Origin of the sequence: Nocardia sp. JW2 (assembly GCF_051843015.1) — a bacterium.
Classification (GTDB): domain Bacteria; phylum Actinomycetota; class Actinomycetes; order Mycobacteriales; family Mycobacteriaceae; genus Nocardia; species Nocardia coubleae.
Genome location: NZ_JBPXLK010000014.1, coordinates 46,771 through 64,043 on the forward strand (window position 1 = coordinate 46,771; position 17,273 = coordinate 64,043).

Genomic DNA, 17,273 nt, shown 5'->3' on the forward strand with positions numbered 1-17,273 from the left:
AGACGACATGCGGAAATTGATCTTCGGGATGAATGTGACTCTGGACGGCTACATCGCCGCCCCCGGGGACGACCACGGCTGGAGCGGGGGTGAGGGGCCGGATTCCTCATCGAGCGACGAACTGTTCCAGTGGTGGTCCAACCGGGTGGCGGCAACGGAGCTGTCGCTGTACGGGCGCAAGTTGTGGGAGGCGATGAGTTCACATTGGCCCACCGCCGACGAGCAGCCGGGCGCCACGCCGGCGGAGGTCGAGTTCGCCCGCCGCTGGCGGGACATGCCGAAGGTGGTGTTCTCCTCGACCATCGGCGCGGTCGACTGGAACACGCGCCTGGTCAGCGGCGATGCGGTCGGTGAGATCGGCCGGCTCAAGGCCGAGGAGGGCGGTCCGATGGATATCGGCGGTGCGACGCTCGCCGCGGCCGCCATGCGAGCCGGGCTGATCGATGAATACCTGCTGGTCACCCATCCGGTGCTGGTGGGCGGCGGTACACCGTTCTTCACCGCGCTGGACAGCTGGGTGAACCTGAAGTTCCTCGAGACGCGGACGTTTCCCGGCGGCGTGGTGCTGACCCGATACGAGACGAGGCGGTGAGCATCGATCGGTTCAGGCCTCTTCCGCGGTGCCCTGGACCCAGGCCTCGTCGACCGGCAGTGTCGTCGGCAGGCCCAGCCAGGGCTTGCCGGTGGCGTCGAATCCGATGAGCTCGGCGATCTTCCCGCCGACGATGTGCAGGGCGGCGACGGCGAACAATCGGTACTCGGGGGCGTCGGGGGTGCGTAGGTACAGCGCGGCGGCAGGCATGCGGTTGACCGTCGTGGCGATCCCGCGCCAATCGTCGTGGCCGGGCCGGAAGAGCCCGCCGGCGACCCAACCGTCCACCGCGTCCTTCGCTGTCGTGGTGACGATGCCCGAGTCGGGCAGCATCACGAAACGCAGGTCCTCGCGCAGCAGGGCGATCAGTCCGTCGAGGTCGTTGCGCTGGTGGGCGTCGATGTAGGACCGCACCACACCGCGCTCGTCGTTCGACAGTTCGTGGCGTGCGGGGAGTTGCCAGTCGAGGCGGCGGTCGGGTAGCTGCTCGCGTATCGTCGCGCGCGCTCGCTGCAGGCCACTGGTCACCGCGGCGACGGTGATCTCGAGGGCCTCGGCCACCTTCGACGCGGGCCAGCCGAGAACGTCGCGCAGGATGAACACCGCCCGCTGCCGCGGCGGCAGGTGCTGGACGGCGACGATGAACGCCAGCTCGATCGTCTCCCGCGCGACCGCCGATTCCTGCGGATCCTCGGGCAGCATCCGGTCGGGGTAGGGCTGCAGGTGCGCTGTCTCGGAACCGGGCAGCTCCGAGGGTATCGGCGTGCGCTTGTCCAGGAAGTCGAGACAGGCATTGGTCGCGATCCGGTACAACCAGGTGCGCAGAGCGGCGTTGCCCTTGAACGACTCCCGCTTGTGCCAGGCACGCAGGAATGTCTCCTGCGTCATGTCCCGCGCGTCCTCGTAGTTCGCGAGCATCCGATAGCAGTGCACCTGCAGCTCACGCCGGTGGCGCTCGGTGAGGACCGCGAACCGCGCCGGATCGCCCGAGCGGACAACTTCGAGGAACGTGGCCTCGTCGGCGCTCAGCGGTCCGGCGTCGGTCATGTCGGCATTCCTTCCACCGGTGCGAGGGACATCAGAACTGACGACGCGGCGGAGGATTTCTGATCGGTGGCGGCCGGATCCGCCCTAGACGCAGGCGAATTCGTCGTCGCGGACGCCGGCGACGAAGGCCTCCCACTCGGCGGGGGTGAAGTGCAGGGCGGTTGATCCGTGGCGCAGGGTCGTGGCGCCGTCGGCTGCGTGCTGGGTGGTGAGGGAGGGGTGCGGGCGCTGGGCGAGCAGGCAGTCGAGGAAGGCGTTCCACACGGAGGCGGGGACGGTGATGATCGGCTCGTCGAGGCCACGGTTCATCGGGTTGCGCCGGAATTTGCTGTCTCGTATCTGGACGGCGTCACCTTCGAAGCGAACCTCGACACATTGGTTACCGTTGTTGGAGCGCGACGAGGTGAACCAGCCGTGATCGGCCGGGCGGCGGCGAGCTGTGATCGACATAACACGAATCTTACACTCTCGCATAGTCGCTGATCAGAGCAAGGGATTCGGATCTCGGCATCGCCTGTTCCCTGGCCCGCAGGAAGGCGTAGCCGAGATCGCGGACCTGTTCGGCGTCGTCGACGTGACCACCGAAAACAGCGCTCTCGGCCCACGCGAAGGTCGGTAGCTGATCGCTTGCGAAGTCGAGCAGATGGAAGCTGGAACCGCCGAGCACCGCGCCCTCGGGCGCGCTGAACGGGATCACCCGGACGTCGACGGTGTCGAGTTCGCGCATCAACTCCACCAGGTGACGCAACTGCCCGCGCAACACTTCCGGGCCGCCGGTCTGCTGACGCAGCGTCGCCTCACCGAGCACGGCCGTGAGTTCCAGCGGTTCCGGTTCCCGCAGCCGCCGCTGGCGACGCAACCGTATTGCGACTAATTGGTCTACTTGCACCGGGCGGATCATCACGTCGGCACTGATGAGCGCCCGCGCGTACGCCTCTGTCTGCAACAGGCCGGGCACGATCAGGCTGTCGTAGCTGCGGATGCTCTGCGCCCCCGCCTCCATGCCGTACAAACGCTGCAGTTCGGGGCCGATCAGCGCGGCGGAAGTGGACCACCAGCCGCGCTGTTTGCTGGCCTCGAGCAGCGCGAGCAATTCCCGGCGTTCGTCGGCGGGCACATCGAGTACATCGAGCACCGGTTCGATAGTCGTGCGTGTGAGGACCCGTCGGCCTTTTTCCACATGGGACCAGTTGGCGGGGGTGAAACCGACCCGCTTGGCAAAACCCGCGGAGTCGAAACCACGCTGTTCGCGCAGGTCACGCAGGCGCAGGACCAGCTCCCAGCGCGCGGCGGTAGGCGAAACGGGTGCCATGGGCGCTGATCGTACTCCGGGTGAACACACCTGCTACTGACTATTGTCAGCGTCGTTGTGTCGCATTAGGCTGTAGATAGCGGCAAATATCTAGCGAATGCAAGCTCCACACCGTCGACGGAGACGAGGTAGTGATGAGCCAGCGCACTGACAGCAAGGGCGGCTATGCCGCCGCCGAGGAATACTCGGAAACCCAGGACGCGCTCGCGCGCTGTCGTCACTATCGCAAGCACAACGGTCTCTATGCCGTGGTCGAGGCCACCTTCGGGCGCATCGTGCTCGAAATCGGGGCCGTCGGAGCCGTGGTGATGCCCTCCACGCTGGGCGAACGAGTGCGCGGACAACTGCTCAGCCGTGGTCAACGCTGCGGGCCGATCATCGGGCACCCCCGATCCGGCCGCTGGACCTTCCTCACCGGACCCACCGACAATTCCTACCTCGACACCGAACTGTTCGCCGAGATGTTCCGGGTGTGCGCCTCGGTCGCCCTGCCCGGCAGCGACGTGGTGCTGCCCTCCCCGGCCGACGAACGCAGCGGCTACCGCATCTGGCTGCAACCGCCCGACGGCGACTACCGTCCCGACTTCGCGCAGATCGTCGCCGCCACCCGCGCCAACGCCAGAACCACCGCCCTGGTGCGCGAACCCGGCTCGGCCTAGCCGCCCAGCCGGGCGTGCATCTCCCAGACCAGCACTTCGGTGTCGCCGTGCGGACGAATCAGCTGACCACCCGAGCGGGTGAGCCGCACGGCGTCGCCCTGGGCCAAGGTACCGACACCTTCCATGTCCACCTCGCCGCGAGCGACGAAAACATGCAGGTAGGGGGCATCGGGCAGGGTCACGGGGGCGCTGTCGGCGGTCAACCGGGCCACGTGCATCGCCGCGTGCGAGGAATTGATCGAGATGGCGGTGCGGTCGCGGTAGCGCGGTAGGCCCGAGGCCACCGTCACCAGATCGCCGCGGGCGAGTTCGTCATCGATCTCGAGCTGCTGATAGCCCGGATCGACACCGGGTTCGTCGGGCACCACCCACATCTGCACGAAATGCACCGGCTCGTCGTGCTCGGGCAGCTTGCCGTCCAGGCGCCAGGAGTCGTTCTTCTCCGAGTGCAGGATGCCCGTGCCCGCGCTCATCCGCTGGGCCAGACCGGGATAGATCACGCCGTTGTGGCCGAGCGAATCCTGGTGCACCAGGCTGCCGCCGAGCACCCAGGTGACGATCTCCATGTCGCGGTGCGGGTGGGTGTCGAAACCCTCGCCGGGCAGCACCACGTCCTCGTTGTTCACCAGCAGCAGGCCGTGATGGGTGTTGTCGGGGTCGTAGTGCTCGCCGAAGGAGAACGAATGCTTGGAGTCGAGCCAGGAGATCCTGGTCTTCATCCGGTCACCGGCCCGATGCACCTCGATGCGCGGTGTCGTCGATGTGGACATGACCCTCCTCCTGCGCTGCACCCGTACCGCCACCTCAATTCTGGCACCACTATCCTCACGACGTGTCGACCCATCGCGCTGACGGCTCGAATCCGGCGGATGAGCGGCCGATCTCGCTGCGACATCTGCTGCGCGAAAGCCGCGGTGTGGTGCGGCGCAATCCACGGATGCCACGGTTGGCGCTGCTGCGCCTGGCCGCCCAATTCGGTGACGGCATGTTCCAGGCGGCGCTGTCGGGCGCCATCCTGTTCAACCCCGAACGCGAAACCGACCCCCTGGCCATCGCCGCCGGTTTCGCGGTGCTGCTGCTGCCGTATTCGGTGCTCGGCCCCTACGCGGGCGCCCTGCTCGACCGCTGGGATCGACGCAATGTGCTGCTGGTGGCGAGCATCGCGCGGGCGACGCTGATCGCGGCGGCCGCGCTGGCGCTGTTCGCCGGGGCGGGTGAGAGCGTGCTGCTCGTGCTCGCGCTGGCGACCGTCGGAATCAGCCGGTTCGTGCTTGCCGGGGTGTCGGCCGCGCTGCCGAGGGTGCTCGAACAGCGCTGGCTGGTTCCGATGAACTCCGTGCTGGCAACGGTGGCGTCCGCCTGCGCGGGTGTGGGCGCGGCGGCGTCGGTGGCGGTGATCGCGCTGCTGGGGGCCGGGGATTCGGCCTCGGCCGTGGCGGTCGCGCTCAGCGGGGTCGGGTCGGTGGTCGGCGCGCTGCTCGCCGCCGGTTTCGCACCGCACATCCTCGGGCCCGAAAAGGGTTCGGCGGGAGCGGAAAGCGCTGTGCGTGCGATCGCGACCGGGTTGGTCACCGGTGCGCGCGCGGTCTGGCGATCGACGCAGGTGACGGCCGCGATGATCGGCATCGGGGCGCATCGCATCGTGTTCGGGATGAACACGCTCATCATGGTGCTGGTACTGCGTCAGCCCGAGGGGCAGAGCGAAATGAGCGGCGGGCTGGTCGGATTCGGGGTCGCGATCGGTGCGGCCGCGGCGGGCATGCTGCTCGCCGCGATCCTCGCGCCCGTGCTGATTCCCCGGCTCGGCAGGCCGCGGACCGTGCTCGTCGGGCTGGCGACGGCCGTCGTCGTGCAGCTCACCCTGGTGACACCGACCGCGCTCGCGTCCTCGGAATCGGCCACCGACCACGCCCACCGGCTGCTGCTGATCGGCGCGTTCGGGCTCGGGCTCGCCGGCCAGACGATCAAACTCACCGGCGACGCCAGCATGCAGATCGACATCGACGACGACCGGCGCGGGCAGGTCTTCGCCCTCCAGGACACGGTCTTCAACATGACCTTCGTGCTGGCCATCGCCGCGACCGCCCTGGTGATTCCGGCCGACGGGCGTTCACTGCCGGTGGTGCTGGTCGGCGCCGGGGTGTACGCGCTCGGCATCGTCGCGATCGCACTGAATTCACGGCGGGCACCCTGATCCGCCGAAGAGCGTCCGTGCGCGGTCAGTCGTCGGGTTCGAAGCGCAGGCGTTCACCCGGACGGAGTTGGGCGACGCGGTCGACATCGGCGTCGAGCACGACCGCGACGACCGGGTAGCCGCCGGTGATCGGATGGTCGGCGAGGAAGACCACCGGCTGACCGCTCGGTGGCACCTGCACCGAGCCGAGGGCGACCCCTTCGGCGGGCAGTTCGCGGGTGATCGAGCGGGTGAGCGGCGGCCCGGCGACCCGGTCGAGGCGGGCGCCCACACGGTCGGTCTCACTGCTCACCTGCCACGAGCCCCGGAACAGGGCGGCGGGGTCGGTGAACCAGTCTTCGCGCGGGCCGGGACGGGCGCGGACGACGAGCACCTCCGGCGGCACGGGGACCGGCGCGAACTCGACGGTCGGGAAGGTGCGCGGCGGGGGACCGACGGGTAGCTGCATGCCCGGTCGCAGCGGGTCGGGGCCGATACCGGAGAGGGTGTCGCGGCTGCGGGAACCGAGGACCTTCGGCACGTCTATGCCGCCACGTACACCGATGTAGGTGCGTAGACCGGTGCCTGCCATGCCGAGGCGAAGGGTCTGGCCCGCCTCGAGTTCGAGAACGCTCGCATGGCCGACGGGTGTGCTGTCCACCGTGGCCGTCGCCGGTGCGCCGGTGACCGCGACGGTGACGTGCGCATCGGTACGCAAGACGAGCCCGCCGAGCAGTACCTCGATGCCCGCGTGGTCCTCCGGATTGCCGACCAGCCGGTTCGCCAGCCGCAGCGACGCGCGGTCGGCGGCGCCGGCCGGACCCACGCCGGAATCGAACCAGCCGGGTCTGCCCAAGTCCTGGATCGTCGCGAGCGGCCCCACCCGCTCGATGAAGATCACCATGCGATCTCTCCCCGATTATCTGTCGAGGCGGCGCACCATTGAGCAGCCCTTGCCTATTGCGCGATGTCGACGAACCGCACCGCCGTTCCCGCCCGGATCAGTGCGGGTGGGTCGCGATCGACCGCCCACATGCGTAGATCGGTACTTCCGATCAATTGCCATCCGCCCGGTGTGCCACGCGGATATACCGCCGAGTACCCACCGGCAAGTGCCACCGCACCCGGTGGGATGGCGGTGCGGGCCTGGGCCCGGCGCGGCACGGTGAGCCTGCCGTCGGGCGAGACGAGATATCCGAAACCGGGTGCGAATCCCACGAAGGCGCACTGCCAGACGGTACCGGTATGGGCCGCGATCACCTCCGCGACAGACAGGTCGAGCAGCCGGGCGACCTCGGGCAGGTCGACCCCGTCGTAGCGCACCGGCACCTCGACCACCTCGTCGGGGCAGTCCGGGTCGGACAGTGTTCCACGGGAAACATCGAGCGAATCCGGCTGTGCGGATTCGGAATCCAGGCGGTCGAGCAGCGCGAGCAATTCCCGGCGCACCTGCGTGCCGTAGTTCACCGAATGCAGGGTGACCAGCACGGTCTCCGCCGCGGGCAGCACATCCTGGACACCGGCGATGGCATGCACCCGCAGCGCCGACGCCAGGCGCTGCACCGGCCGTGGATCGTCGAGGGTGATGAGCACGGCGCGGTCACCCGCGGGCCTGATCCGTGTGCTCCAGTCGGTCACCATCGCGCCTCCCACCCTCAACCGAATGGTTCGACAGGTACGCCTGCCTCGTCCAACGCCCCCCTGATGCGGCGCGCCATCTCCACGGCCGCGGGCGAGTCACCATGGACACACACACTGGCCACGGACACAGCGACCGCACCCGGACCGTCAACGGTACGCGCGGTCCCCGACAACGCAAGGGATACCGCCTGGGCGACGGCGTCGTCGGGCGTCAGCACCGCACCGGCAACCCCGCGCGGCGCCAACGTGCCGGTGGCGGTGTAGGCGCGGTCGGCGAAACCCTCGCCGACGAAACGCACTTTCGCCCGGTTCGCGGCGTGTTCGAGTTCGGTTCCGGCCGGGCCGAGCAGGGCGAGACCGGTTTCGGCCTCGGCGACGGCGGTCGCGACCGCGTCGGCGAGCAGACGATCGCGAGCGGCCGCGTGATAGAGGGCGCCGTGCGGCTTCACGTACCGCACCCGGTCGCCCGCCGCGCGCGCGAACGCCGCGAGAGCGCCGATCTGGTACAGCACCTCGTCGCGCAGTTCGGCGGGCGCGATGGCGATATCGCGGCGGCCGAAGCCGACCAGGTCGCGGTAGCCGACGTGCGCGCCGATCCGCACGCCCTTGGCCACGGCCAGTTCGCAGGTGCGGCGCATGATCGTCGGGTCGCCCGCATGGAAACCGCACGCGATGTTGGCGCTGGTGACGATGTCGAGCATGGCGGCGTCCTCACCCATCCGCCACGGGCCGAAGCCCTCGCCCAGATCACTGTTCAGGTCCAGCGGCATGCTGCCCTCCGGTTTGCGCGCGTGCATGAACGCCCTCATTGTGCGCCGTGCACCGGGACCACGCTTCAGCAGGCGTACACCCGCACCTCCGTGGCCTTGACCGCGAAATACGCCCGCGCGCCGACGGTGAGGCCGAGCTGGGCCACGGCGGCCGGGGTGAGATCGGCGCACACGCCGGGCGCGTTCGGTGCGTCACCACGCACCCGCACGATGCCACCCCGATCGGTGATCTCGGTGATGTCGACGGTGAAGACGTTGCGTGGGCTGCCGCCGGGAGGCCGGGTGAAAACCGAGACGGCGGCGGGGGAGAAGACAGCCGCCGCACGGGTGCCTGCGGTGAAATCGCCGACAACGCAACCATCGACCGCCGATTCGCCATCGGGTGCCGAGTGCCGGGCGCCGCCGGCCGAACTCGACCCCGATCCACCATCGGCGACGCTGGTTGTCGGCCGTTCTGTGGAGCCGAGCGAAGCACTGGTAGCGGCGCTGTCCGCCGGTCGATCGGCGGGGTGTGCTGCTGGTCGGTGCCGGGCTGCGCTGTCACCTGGCGGGATCGGTTCGCTGTGTCGGCCGGGTCCGACCAACACTGCCGCGAAGGCCGGGTCGGGCCCGTGCGGCGCGGTGGCGGTGCCGTGCAGGAGGTTGAGGCCGGCGATGCGGGCGGCGAAGGGGCTGCGTGGGTGCGACATCACGTCGGTGACCTGGCCGGATTCGACGATGTGGCCGCCTTCGACGATGACGAGGCGGTCGGCGAGGGTGATGGCGTCGATGATGTCGTGGGTGACCAGGACCGCGCAGCGCGGGTGGGCGGGGTCGCGCAGGACGCGGCGTAGTAGCGAGCGCATGGCGGGGGCGACATCGACGTCGAGGGCCGACATGGGTTCGTCGAGCAGGAGCAGGTGCGGGTCGACGGCGAGGGCACGGGCCAGGGCGACCCGTTGGGCCTGGCCGCCGGAGAGGGCGGCGGGGTAGCGGTCGGCCAGGTGCGTGGCGTCGACGGCCTCGAGCCATTCGGCGACGACGGTTTTCGCGTCGCGGTTACCACGGCTGCGTGGGCCGAAAGCGACATTCTCGGCGACGGTGAGGTGCGGGAAGAGCAACGGCTCCTGGGCGAGCAGCGAGATGCCGCGTCGATGTGGCGGGAGCGCAACACGTTTCGCGGTTTCGGTGAGGATATCGGCGCCCAGGCGCACGTGGCCCGCATCGGGGACGAGCAGGCCCGCGATCACCTGCAACAGGCTGGACTTTCCCGCGCCGTTGGGGCCGAGGACGGCGAGGACTTCGCCCGGTGCGACCTCGATCGCCAGGTCCAGATCGCGATCCGCGATGCGTGCGGCCACCGAAAGGCCCGCCGGATGCGACGACCTCCCTGACGATTCGTCGGGTGCGCTCGCGGAGAACCCCGCCGGACCGGACGACGGCTCGCTCCGCACAGATTCGTGGTGTGCGCTCGCCGGATCGAAGCCCGACGGCACGCTTCGCGGCTCGTCGTGTGGGCTCATTCAGCTCTCCCTCCGGTGCGGGCGCTGCCGAGCTGGGTGCCTGGGATCGGGCTGGTACGGCGGTAGGCGAGGAGGACGATCAGGATCGCGACGATGATGAGCACTACCGAAAGCGCGACGGCCGCATCGGGATCGGCTTCCCGCTGGAGGTAGATCTCCAGGGGCAGGGTGCGGGTGCGGCCCTGGAGGCTGCCCGCGAAGGTGAGGGTGGCGCCGAATTCACCGAGCGCGCGGGCGAAGGCGAGCACCGCACCGGAGATGAGCGCGGGACGCATCAGCGGCAGGGTGATCCGCCACCACACCGTGCTCGGCCCGGCACCGAGGGTGGCCGCGATCTGCTCGTAGCGGTGACCGGCCGTCCGCAACGCACCCTCGAGCGTGAGGACCAGAAACGGCAGCGCCACAAAGGTTTGCGCCAGCACCACCGCCGTCGTGCTGAACGCGATCTGCACGCCGAGGGCTTCGAGGTGGCTTCCCAACAGCCCACGCCGCCCGAAGGTGTACAGCAGGGCGATACCGCCGACCACCGGTGGTAATACCAAGGGCAGCAACACAAGTGCGCGCAACACGGGCAGCCCACGCCATCGGGCCCTGGCCAGGACGACAGCCATCGGCACACCGAGCAACACACACAACAGCGTGCTCGCGGCCGCCGTCCGCAGACTCAACCACAGGGCGTCACGCGAGGCCTCGGTGGTCACCAACGCACCGAACCGACCCCATTCCACGCCCCAGGCCAAGGCGCCGAGCGGCACGACGACCAGGGCGAATCCGATCAGCGCGGGCAGCAACAACCAGCGGGGGAACCCTGCGGCGCCGGTTCTCACGGCACACCGAACCCGGCTTCGGTCAGCACCTGCCGACCCGTCGGGCCGGTCACCAGGTCGATGAACTTCCCCGCACCGGTGGAATCCCCGACCGCCCCGATGGGATAGGTGTTCACCGCCGCCGACGCCTCGGGGATCGCGACCGTACTCACCTTCGCGCCGGCACCCGCCGCGTCCGTGACGTACACCAGGCCCGCATCTGCCTGTCCGGAGGTCACTTTGGTGAGCACGTCGGCAACCGACGATTCCTCACTCACCGGCCGCACTGTCACCTGAGCCGCTGCTGCGACCTTCTGTGTCGCCCGGCCACACGGCACCTGCGGCGCACACACCACTACGGACAGACCGTCCCTGGCCAGATCGCGGAACCTGTTGATTCCCTTCGGATTACCGGGCGCGGTGACGATGGTGAGGACATTCGTGGCGAAGGGGCGCGCAGTGGCGATGCGTCCGTCGGCGATCACCTTGTCCATCGTCGGCTGGTCGGCCGAGGCGAAGACGTCGGCGGGCGCGCCGGCCTGCAACTGGGCGGCCAGATCTGACGATCCGGCGAACGAGAACTGCACGTCCACACCGGGATTCGCGGTTTCGAAGTCGTCCTCGAGCTCGGTGAAGACCTTCTTCAACGAGGCGGCGGCGAACACGGTAAGCGTTGAATCGCTTGTCCCCGAATCTGTTTCGGAACCGCAGGCGGTGAGCACGGTCAGCGTGGCCGCCAGGGCGAGTGCGCGCTTCATCCGGCGGCCCGTTCGACGACGACCGTCGTGGCCTTCACACTCGCCAACGCCACACTCCCGGGCTCGAGCCCGAGCTCGTGCACCGCTTCGCTGCTCATCAACGAGACCACCGTGAACGGGCCACATTGCATCTCCACCTGTGCCATCACCTTGTCGGTCACGACGCGAGTGACCAAGCCGGGGAACCGATTCCGGGCCGAACTGGCACTGCCGACCTCGGTGTGCGGCGTGCGTGCCTGCTCGACGGCGAGAGCCGCCAGCTCACGACCCTCGATGACCAACCGGCCCGCGCCGTCCTTGCTCGCCGACAGCGCGCCGGAGTCGATCCACCGGCGCACGGTGTCGTCGCTGACGCCGAGCAGATCGGCGGCTTCCTTGATTCGCAGTAGTGCCACCCGACCAGGATAGTTCCGCAGATACGGCGATACATAGATAAATCTTCCGCACATGCGGAAGCATCCGGCTGTGATGTCGGCTCAACACGCCGTCGAGCATGGCCGCCGACGCCGCGGGCAAGTACGCTCGGACCATCATGGCCACGTATTTCGATCCGAAGTCCTGGTCACTGGCGGGCGCTGTCGACCTGGGCAAACGTCTGCTCGACCCCTCGTGGATCGACCAGTGGCTCGGCTTCACCACGTCCTGGGCCGACCCGGTGGCCGACCTGGGCTCGGGCACGGTCACCGCGCTGATGCCCGACGTCCTGATGACCGTGCTCAGCGAGGGCATCTTCAGCCGCTTCGGCGGGCGGGAAGTGTCGGCCACCCTGCTCGGCCACGACCTCACCGCCACCCTCGACACCTTCAAGGTGCGCAGGCGCGGTGCCCACTTCCAGAGCAAGACGGTGCTGTCGGACCTGGTCTGGGACACGCATCCGTTCGACACCGTCACCGTGATCGCGCACGGCGTTCGCCTCATTCCCGGTGTGCCGACCAAGATTCGCGTGCAGCAACTCGACATCGAGGGCAGCATCGGCATCGGTGCTCTCATCGACTGGGTGGACGAGCAGAACCTGGACTGGAAGCTCCGGCTCGACGAGCAGGGCCGGATCGTCGCCACCCACCGCACCCGCAAGATGAGCGCCGTCGTCGACGCGCAGGTCTACGACAACCTGCTCACCATCGATATCCGCCGCGCCAGCTGGTACCGCATCCGGCTACCGCGCCGGGTGGTGCAGGCGCCCGCGCTGCTGCTCGACGACCTGCCCAACCGGGCGAGTATCTCCTACGCGCACCGCCGCGGCGACGTGGTGAAATTCCGCATCGAACTGCCCGAGACCACCGGTTCGTTCGACCTCACCCAGATCCGCGACGCCATCATCGCCGGGACAACACTGATCGTGTTCTAGGACTGCTGGGTCGCCCACCACTCGCGCAGGGCTGCCTCGGCTTCGTCGCGGGTCATCGGGCCTCGGTCCAGGCGCAGGTCCTTGAGGTATTTCCACGCCTTGCCCACCTGCGGGCCCGGCTCGAGACCGAGTAGCTCCATGATCGCGTTGCCGTCCAGATCCGGGCGCACCCGCGCCAGATCCTCCTGCTCACGCAGGGTCGCGATGCGCTGCTCGAGCTCGTCGTAGGTGGCGCGCAACGCCGCCGCCCGCCGCTTGTTGCGGGTGGTGCAGTCGGCCTTGACCAGTTTGTGCAGGCGATCGAGCAGGTCGTCGGCGTCGGTGACGTAGCGGCGCACGGCCGAATCGGTCCACTGACCCTTGCCGTAGCCGTGGAACCGCAGGTGCAGGAACACCAGGCGCGCAACGTCTTCGGTGAACGCCTTCGGATACTTCAGCGCCCGCATGCGTTTACGCACCATCTTCGCGCCGACCACCTCGTGATGGTGGAAGCTCACGCCGCCGCCCGGCTCGTTGCGTTTGGTGTCGGGCTTGCCGATGTCGTGCAGCAGCGCCGCCCAGCGCAACACCAGGTCGGGGTCGCCCTCCTCCTGGTCGATCGCCTGCGACAGCACCGTCAGCGAATGCTGGTAGACGTCCTTGTGCTGGTGGTGCTCGTCGATCTCGAGCTTCATCGCGGGCACCTCCGGCAGCACCCGCTGGGCGAGACCGGTGTCGCACATGAGGTTGATGCCGTCGATCGGATGCTCCGCACCGATCAGCTTGTCGAGTTCGGTGCGCACCCGTTCGGCGGTGATGCGGTCGATCTGCTCGGCCATCTCCACGATCGCCGTGCGCACCCGAGGCGCCACCTCGAAACCGAGCTGCGCGACGAAGCGGGCCGCGCGCAGCATGCGCAACGGGTCGTCGTCGAACGAATCCTGCGGTGCCGCAGGCGTATCGAGCACGCCTTCGAGCAGGGCATCCAGTCCGTTGAGCGGGTCGACGAATTCCAGCGAACCGTCCTCGGCGATCTTCACCGCCATCGCGTTCACCGTGAAATCGCGCCGGACCAGGTCGCCCTCGAGCGTGTCACCGAAGGTCACCTCCGGATTGCGCGACACCCGGTCGTACGTATCGGCCCGGAACGTGGTGATCTCGAGCTGGTGATCCCCCTTGGCCGCACTCACCGTCCCGAACGCGAGCCCACCGGTGTCCCACAACTGATCGGCCCACCCCCGCATCAGCTCCTGCACGACCTCCGGCCGCGCATCGGTAGTGAAATCCAGATCATTGCCCAACCGCCCGAGCACCGCGTCACGCACGCTGCCCCCCACCAGATACAGCGAATGCCCCCGCGCGGCGAACATGCCCCCCAACGGCACCAGCACCTCGGACAGCTGCCCCAACGTCACCGCCGCACCAGCAAGCAGCCGAGCACGACGATCCGCGACAACATCAGAGGAAACCACGAGTACAGAGCTTACTGTTCCGCCTCCCCGCGACACTGGCCAGACTCAGGTGCGTGCGGACTTGCGGACGCGGCAAGCTTCTTGTGATGGCCTGGTCAGCCCGTCCCCGGTGAGTTACCCATGTTCGCGCGTGATCGGTGGGTTGCGGCGACAACAGCGCTCCAGCAACACAGCTAAGCTGGCGGAGTGTCTCCTCCGGCCGATCGCGCGAACAGTCGACGCCGCCAGCCGCGGCGGCGCGGCGGGGCGGGTAACGGCGGTAAGCCGCGTATGCGCACCGTGCGCGAAACGTCCGCGGGCGGCCTCGTTGTCGACGGGTTGGACGGGCCGAGGGAGCTGCGGTGTGCCGCGTTGATCGGGCGGACCGATCGGCGCGGGCGGTTGCTGTGGTCGCTGCCCAAAGGCCATATCGAGGAGGGCGAGACCTCCGAGCAGACCGCCATGCGTGAGGTCGCCGAGGAGACCGGCATCATCGGCGAGGTGGTCGCCGAGCTGGGCAATATCGATTATTGGTTCGTCACCGAGGGCAGACGGGTACACAAGACCGTGCACCACTACCTGCTGCGGTGTCTCGGCGGTGAGTTGTCCGATGCCGACGTGGAAGTCACCCAGGTTGCGTGGGTTCCGTTGAGCGAGTTGGATTCCCGGTTGGCCTACGCCGACGAGCGGCGCCTGGCCGAGGTGGCTAATCGGATGATCGACCGGATGGAGACCGGCAAGCGATGACGGGTGGACTGTTCCGGCTGATCACGGCGGTCCTGACCATCTTGGGTTCGGTGGCGCTGCTGCCCGCGGTGGCGCAGGCGCAACCGGACGACGCGTCGGCACCGAAGTTCCTCAAACTCACCCTGGACGCGGTGGCGCCGGGCACGGTGACCACGAGCAGCGATCCGGTGCTCACCGTGTCGGGAACGGTCACCAATATCGGTGACCGGGTGGTCGACGATGTGAGCGTGCGCATCCAGCGTGCCGCGCCGGTGCTGTCGCCGAGCGGGTTGCGCAGTTCGCTGCGGCTCGATCAGGTGAACTACGACGTGACCGGGCCGTTCGAGGACGTGACGCCGCAGCTGAGTCCTGGCCAGCGCAAACAGTTCTCGGTGCGGATCGCGTTGCGCGGCGGCGACGGCGCGTCGCTCGGCATCACCGATCCCGGGGTGTATCCGCTGCTGCTGAATGTGAACGGTGAGCCGGCCTACGGCTCGCAGGCCCGGCTCGACGACGCCCGCTTCCTGCTTCCGGTGCTCGGACTGCCACCGGCCGACGGTGACCCGGCCCCGGTCGCCGCGCCGCCGGAGGCCACGCCGGTGGCGACGACGGTGATCTGGCCGCTGGCCGACCGCCCGCGCATGGTCGCGGGCAAGCCGGGGTCGGTGAACGGGCAGGTGGAACTGCTCGACGACGAGCTCGCCGCCTCGCTCGGCAAGGGCGGGCGGCTCGAGCAGTTGGTCGCCGCGCTGGAAGCGGTCGCACCCGCACCGGGCAAGGACAACGCGGTCGCCGGGTCGGTGTGCATCGCCATCGATCCCGACCTGGTGTCGACCGCGCAGACGATGACGCGCGGTTACCGGGTGCTGGCGAGTCCGTCGGATCCGGAGGGTGCGACGCGGGAGGGGACCGGCGCCGCGAACGCGCAGGCCTGGCTCGACCGGTTGCGCGCGCTCGCCGGGTCGATGTGCACGGTGGCGTTGCCGTACGCGCAGGTCGATGTGACGGCGTTGGCGGCGGTGAACGAGCCGGGTCTGTCGGCGCGGGCCTTGCACGCACCGGCCGATGTGGTGGACGCGATCCTCGGCACCAGGTCGCTGCGCGGGGTGAGCCTGCCCGATTCCGGCAGCATCGACCACGCGGCGGGGCAACTGCTGCGTGAGTACGGGTACGGCACGGCGGTGCTCGCCGGGTCGGCGGTATCGGGTGAGGGTTCGGTGCCGGATCCGGAGACCGCGCTCACCTCGACGCCGTCGACGTTCGTGCCCGGCACGGTCGTCGGCGGGGAGCAGGCCGCGCCGGACGTGGTGCGGGTGCCGGATGTGAGCGTCGAGGCGGGGCCGAACACCGATCCGGCGCTGCGGGTGACGACCTTCGACATCTGGTCGGCGACCGCGCTGGCCGCCGTGGGTTCCAACCCGCCGACGCCCTCGTTCACGCCGTCGAAGGTGCGCTTCGACGTCACCAACGACTCACGGGCCGCCCGGTTGCAGGACGCGCTCGGCGCGATGGCGTGGACCGCGCTGAATCCGGCGCCGGACCGGCCGCGTTCGCAGCTGTTGATGCCGCCGCAGCAGTGGGGTGCCAGCCGTGAGGAGGGTGTGGCGCTGCTGAAACAGGTGGAACTGCTCGCCCGCAACCAGCTGGCCCAGCCGCGGCCCTTCGCGGAGCTCGTCGCGCAGGAGCCGGATCCGCGCCCGTTCACCCTCGAATACCTGCCGTCGGCCGCTCAGGACGCGGCGCCCGAACATCTCGTCGTGCCCGTGCGCGACCAGGGTGCGCGGATCACCGAAATGATGCGGGCGCTCGTCGAACTGCCCGAGGCCGAACTGACGCCGCTGGCCTTCCTCACGCCCGCGCGCGAGGATCTGCTGCGGGCGTTGAGCCTGTCGGACCGGCGTGGCGAGGACGACACTCTGGCCGACCTGCATGCCGACCGGCGTGTCGATCAGGTGACCCGGGAAGTGGACACCGTCTTCGCGTCGGTGTCGGTGTTGCCCCCGGGCGGTGTGTACACGCTCGCGTCCGAGCAGAGCCCGTTGCTGCTGGTGGCCCGCAATGATCTGCCGGTGGCGATCCGGGTGAACTTCCGGATCTCGGCGCCTTCCGAGACGAACATCACCGATATCGGCGAACAGCTCCTTCCGCCGAATGGAACCCGGTCATTTCAGATACCGACCGAGGTGAGCGACAGCCGTAAGCTGGTCATTCCCATCGCTCTTACCACCCCCGACGGAATCACGCTAGGGGAGCCGACGTCGGTCTCGGTGCGCTCGAACGCCTACGGTCAGGCCTTGGCCATAATTACGGCATGTGCCGCGATACTGCTGTTGCTGTTGGCCGGGCGCCGGCTGTGGCGGCGCTTCCGCGGCCGACCCGACCCCGCCGACGAGGGCTTCGCCCCCGAAACGGTGGAACGGGCCGGACGGCTGCGACGCGCCCGGCAACGACTGCGTCGGCAGTGAACACCCACGCCTGACCGGCGCGCGGGGGACCATGACAGGCAAGA

The 17,273-nt window shown here is 68.9% G+C and carries 18 protein-coding genes; 6 read left to right on the forward strand and 12 right to left on the reverse strand.

All coding sequences use genetic code 11. The features are described 5' to 3' along the window. Positions 1 to 7 precede the first annotated feature (7 nt). Positions 8 to 592, forward strand: coding sequence for a dihydrofolate reductase family protein (locus ACSVDM_RS19955; protein WP_439266954.1), 585 nt, complete (start codon positions 8 to 10; stop codon positions 590 to 592). Positions 593 to 604: 12 nt separating this feature from the next. Here ACSVDM_RS19955 and ACSVDM_RS19960 read toward each other — a convergent pair whose 3' ends face one another. The 3 genes from ACSVDM_RS19960 to ACSVDM_RS19970 all read right to left on the reverse strand — a co-directional run bounded on the left by ACSVDM_RS19960 (position 605) and on the right by ACSVDM_RS19970 (position 2,951). Continuing rightward, a complete protein-coding gene (locus ACSVDM_RS19960) occupies positions 605 to 1,639 on the reverse strand; it encodes an RNA polymerase subunit sigma-70 (protein WP_439266956.1) in 1,035 nt (344 codons plus the stop codon). 84 nt (positions 1,640 to 1,723) lie between these two features. After that, positions 1,724 to 2,089 carry a DUF397 domain-containing protein gene (locus ACSVDM_RS19965; protein ID WP_067495043.1) on the reverse strand — a complete coding sequence of 122 codons (366 nt, stop codon included), beginning with the start codon at positions 2,087 to 2,089 and terminating at the stop codon, positions 1,724 to 1,726. Positions 2,090 to 2,099: 10 nt separating this feature from the next. Further along, positions 2,100 to 2,951 carry a helix-turn-helix domain-containing protein gene (locus ACSVDM_RS19970; protein ID WP_357151865.1) on the reverse strand — a complete coding sequence of 284 codons (852 nt, stop codon included), beginning with the start codon at positions 2,949 to 2,951 and terminating at the stop codon, positions 2,100 to 2,102. Between the two features lie 134 nt (positions 2,952 to 3,085). Here ACSVDM_RS19970 and ACSVDM_RS19975 point away from each other — a divergent pair, with 134 nt between their 5' ends. Next, positions 3,086 to 3,610, forward strand: coding sequence for a hypothetical protein (locus ACSVDM_RS19975; protein WP_220139377.1), 525 nt, complete (start codon positions 3,086 to 3,088; stop codon positions 3,608 to 3,610). On the opposite strand, the gene ACSVDM_RS19980 is transcribed toward ACSVDM_RS19975, so the two are convergent. Next, positions 3,607 to 4,380 (reverse strand): pirin family protein, encoded by a 774-nt coding sequence (locus ACSVDM_RS19980; protein ID WP_439266958.1) that lies wholly within the window; start codon positions 4,378 to 4,380, stop codon positions 3,607 to 3,609. The genes ACSVDM_RS19975 and ACSVDM_RS19980 overlap by 4 nt on opposite strands. A 167-nt stretch (positions 4,381 to 4,547) precedes the next feature. Here ACSVDM_RS19980 and ACSVDM_RS19985 point away from each other — a divergent pair, with 167 nt between their 5' ends. Next, entirely contained in the window at positions 4,548 to 5,804 is a 1,257-nt protein-coding gene (locus ACSVDM_RS19985; protein WP_439267052.1) for an MFS transporter, read from the forward strand. A 25-nt stretch (positions 5,805 to 5,829) separates the two neighbouring features. On the opposite strand, the gene ACSVDM_RS19990 is transcribed toward ACSVDM_RS19985, so the two are convergent. The 7 genes from ACSVDM_RS19990 to ACSVDM_RS20020 form a co-directional block, all read right to left on the reverse strand. Then, positions 5,830 to 6,687: a biotin-dependent carboxyltransferase family protein gene (locus ACSVDM_RS19990; RefSeq protein ID WP_439266960.1), complete on the reverse strand. Its 858-nt coding sequence runs from the start codon at positions 6,685 to 6,687 to the stop codon at positions 5,830 to 5,832. Between the two features lie 53 nt (positions 6,688 to 6,740). Beyond that, positions 6,741 to 7,424, reverse strand: a complete 684-nt coding sequence (locus tag ACSVDM_RS19995) for a 5-oxoprolinase subunit B family protein (RefSeq protein ID WP_439266962.1) — start codon at positions 7,422 to 7,424, stop codon at positions 6,741 to 6,743. A gap of 14 nt (positions 7,425 to 7,438) precedes the next feature. Further along, positions 7,439 to 8,194 (reverse strand): LamB/YcsF family protein, encoded by a 756-nt coding sequence (locus ACSVDM_RS20000; protein WP_067644304.1) that lies wholly within the window; start codon positions 8,192 to 8,194, stop codon positions 7,439 to 7,441. Between the two features lie 65 nt (positions 8,195 to 8,259). Further along, complete coding sequence (locus ACSVDM_RS20005; protein WP_439266964.1) at positions 8,260 to 9,696, reverse strand: sulfate/molybdate ABC transporter ATP-binding protein; 1,437 nt, start codon at positions 9,694 to 9,696, stop codon at positions 8,260 to 8,262. Then, positions 9,693 to 10,523: an ABC transporter permease gene (locus ACSVDM_RS20010; protein WP_439266966.1), complete on the reverse strand. Its 831-nt coding sequence runs from the start codon at positions 10,521 to 10,523 to the stop codon at positions 9,693 to 9,695. Before ACSVDM_RS20010 ends, ACSVDM_RS20005 begins: the two co-directional genes overlap by 4 nt. Continuing rightward, positions 10,520 to 11,260 (reverse strand): molybdate ABC transporter substrate-binding protein, encoded by a 741-nt coding sequence (gene modA / locus ACSVDM_RS20015; protein ID WP_439266968.1) that lies wholly within the window; start codon positions 11,258 to 11,260, stop codon positions 10,520 to 10,522. The genes ACSVDM_RS20010 and modA overlap by 4 nt, the downstream gene beginning before the upstream one ends. Further along, complete coding sequence (locus ACSVDM_RS20020; RefSeq protein WP_439266970.1) at positions 11,257 to 11,655, reverse strand: TOBE domain-containing protein; 399 nt, start codon at positions 11,653 to 11,655, stop codon at positions 11,257 to 11,259. Before ACSVDM_RS20020 ends, modA begins: the two co-directional genes overlap by 4 nt. A 98-nt stretch (positions 11,656 to 11,753) precedes the next feature. Here ACSVDM_RS20020 and ACSVDM_RS20025 point away from each other — a divergent pair, with 98 nt between their 5' ends. Next, complete coding sequence (locus ACSVDM_RS20025; RefSeq protein ID WP_439266972.1) at positions 11,754 to 12,608, forward strand: hypothetical protein; 855 nt, start codon at positions 11,754 to 11,756, stop codon at positions 12,606 to 12,608. Here ACSVDM_RS20025 and ACSVDM_RS20030 read toward each other — a convergent pair. Continuing rightward, on the reverse strand, positions 12,605 to 14,059 hold the full coding sequence (locus tag ACSVDM_RS20030) for a CCA tRNA nucleotidyltransferase (protein WP_439266974.1): 1,455 nt from the start codon (positions 14,057 to 14,059) through the stop codon (positions 12,605 to 12,607). The genes ACSVDM_RS20025 and ACSVDM_RS20030 overlap by 4 nt on opposite strands. 270 nt (positions 14,060 to 14,329) lie before the next feature. On the opposite strand from ACSVDM_RS20030, the gene ACSVDM_RS20035 reads away from it, so the two are divergent. Further along, complete coding sequence (locus tag ACSVDM_RS20035; protein ID WP_067495077.1) at positions 14,330 to 14,785, forward strand: NUDIX hydrolase; 456 nt, start codon at positions 14,330 to 14,332, stop codon at positions 14,783 to 14,785. Further along, on the forward strand, positions 14,782 to 17,229 hold the full coding sequence (locus ACSVDM_RS20040; RefSeq protein WP_439266976.1) for a DUF6049 family protein: 2,448 nt from the start codon (positions 14,782 to 14,784) through the stop codon (positions 17,227 to 17,229). Before ACSVDM_RS20035 ends, ACSVDM_RS20040 begins: the two co-directional genes overlap by 4 nt. Positions 17,230 to 17,273 lie beyond the last annotated feature (44 nt).

Excerpts from the sequence above, each read along its gene's own strand:
- ACSVDM_RS19955 (WP_439266954.1), top strand. The coding sequence starts at position 8 with ATGCGGAAATTGATCTTCGGGATGAATGTGACTCTGGACGGCTACATC.
- ACSVDM_RS19990 (WP_439266960.1), bottom strand. The coding sequence starts at position 6,687 with ATGGTGATCTTCATCGAGCGGGTGGGGCCGCTCGCGACGATCCAGGAC.
- ACSVDM_RS19960 (WP_439266956.1), bottom strand. The coding sequence starts at position 1,639 with ATGACCGACGCCGGACCGCTGAGCGCCGACGAGGCCACGTTCCTCGAA.
- ACSVDM_RS19970 (WP_357151865.1), bottom strand. The coding sequence starts at position 2,951 with ATGGCACCCGTTTCGCCTACCGCCGCGCGCTGGGAGCTGGTCCTGCGC.
- ACSVDM_RS20040 (WP_439266976.1), top strand. The coding sequence starts at position 14,782 with ATGACGGGTGGACTGTTCCGGCTGATCACGGCGGTCCTGACCATCTTG.
- ACSVDM_RS20035 (WP_067495077.1), top strand. The coding sequence starts at position 14,330 with ATGCGCACCGTGCGCGAAACGTCCGCGGGCGGCCTCGTTGTCGACGGG.
- modA (WP_439266968.1), bottom strand. The coding sequence starts at position 11,260 with ATGAAGCGCGCACTCGCCCTGGCGGCCACGCTGACCGTGCTCACCGCC.
- ACSVDM_RS19965 (WP_067495043.1), bottom strand. The coding sequence starts at position 2,089 with ATGTCGATCACAGCTCGCCGCCGCCCGGCCGATCACGGCTGGTTCACC.
- ACSVDM_RS19985 (WP_439267052.1), top strand. The coding sequence starts at position 4,548 with ATGCCACGGTTGGCGCTGCTGCGCCTGGCCGCCCAATTCGGTGACGGC.
- ACSVDM_RS19995 (WP_439266962.1), bottom strand. The coding sequence starts at position 7,424 with ATGGTGACCGACTGGAGCACACGGATCAGGCCCGCGGGTGACCGCGCC.
- ACSVDM_RS20000 (WP_067644304.1), bottom strand. The coding sequence starts at position 8,194 with ATGCCGCTGGACCTGAACAGTGATCTGGGCGAGGGCTTCGGCCCGTGG.
- ACSVDM_RS20005 (WP_439266964.1), bottom strand. The coding sequence starts at position 9,696 with ATGAGCCCACACGACGAGCCGCGAAGCGTGCCGTCGGGCTTCGATCCG.
- ACSVDM_RS19975 (WP_220139377.1), top strand. The coding sequence starts at position 3,086 with ATGAGCCAGCGCACTGACAGCAAGGGCGGCTATGCCGCCGCCGAGGAA.
- ACSVDM_RS20025 (WP_439266972.1), top strand. The coding sequence starts at position 11,754 with ATGGCCGCCGACGCCGCGGGCAAGTACGCTCGGACCATCATGGCCACG.
- ACSVDM_RS19980 (WP_439266958.1), bottom strand. The coding sequence starts at position 4,380 with ATGTCCACATCGACGACACCGCGCATCGAGGTGCATCGGGCCGGTGAC.